The following is a 978-nucleotide window of genomic DNA, read 5'->3' as shown; positions in this document are numbered from 1 at the left end:
TGGCATGGCCCGCGCTCACCCCTGACCTGCGGCTTGCTCTCAAGGGCCAGCGGGGGGACGGAGCGGACAGTCAGGCTCGGCGCTTTTCCAAACGTATGTCCCCATTTCCAATATCCTGTTCGTTGGACCAACCGAGGCGGCGATAGAATTGCGCGGCGCGCGTTGTGCTGCCAGTTTCAAGCCAACATACAGCGTGCCGGGTGAAAAGCTCTCTCTCTGCGGCTTCCACGATCCTCCGGCCGACGCCTCGCCCTTCATGAGAAGGAAGCACGAAAGCCGCGAACAGCGATCCTTCCTCGGCGTCGATCATTGAGAAACCGATCACTTCGCTGTCTTCGACCGCAACCCAGGCACAAGGCCCGTTCTCGATCATGGCAGTGATTGAGTCTTCGGTAATCCCCATGCTCTTCAGCTCGGCCGCCGACAGAACATTCTCTTTCACCGAAGTCCGAACATGGAAAATGCCCGCGACATCGGTTGTTTCGGCTGCTCTGATCTGAATGCTCATGAGGTTTCTCCTTTCTGCCCATATGACACCGTTCGTTGACCTAAGTAAGGTGAACGGCCGCAATGGGCTACTCGCGGTCGTTGCCAGCCCTAAGCACTGGCGGCAGATAGGCGGATGGAGCTGGGCGCCCCCCGGCCGAGGGCCGGGGCCGCGCTCTAGTTCCGTCCAGCAGGGCTGGCCGGAACCGGAGCCAGGACATCAGCCCCTCCCTGCGCGGCGGGCGTCCTGACTGTCTCGGAGAGCCAGCCATGACGCAGCCGGGCATGGTCGGGTCCGACGCCCCGTCTCCGCCCTGCGGGTGACGATCACTGGCGCAGAAGATCCGATGGAGATCCCGACATGTGTCGGGATCGAGCAGGTCAGTAGCCAGGTCAGGGGATCGACGCGGGCTTTGGCCCGCGCTCACCCCCGCCCTGCGGTTTTTCCTGTTTGTCAGATCCGCCCAACATCCCTGATCGGGCCGGTCAATT

1 protein-coding gene is annotated in these 978 nt (G+C 62.2%); it reads right to left on the bottom strand.

Features of this window, described 5'->3' with window-relative positions; genetic code table 11:
* Window positions 1-70: 70 nt before the first annotated feature.
* Entirely contained in the window at window positions 71-508 is a 438-nt protein-coding gene (locus C5F48_RS24140; protein ID WP_107666166.1) for a GNAT family N-acetyltransferase, read from the bottom strand.
* Window positions 509-978 lie beyond the last annotated feature (470 nt).

Source organism: Cereibacter changlensis JA139, assembly GCF_003034985.1.
GTDB classification, from domain to species: domain Bacteria; phylum Pseudomonadota; class Alphaproteobacteria; order Rhodobacterales; family Rhodobacteraceae; genus Cereibacter; species Cereibacter changlensis.
The sequence above is the reverse complement of the archived record's forward strand: the minus strand, read 5'-3'. Positions and strand labels throughout refer to the sequence as shown.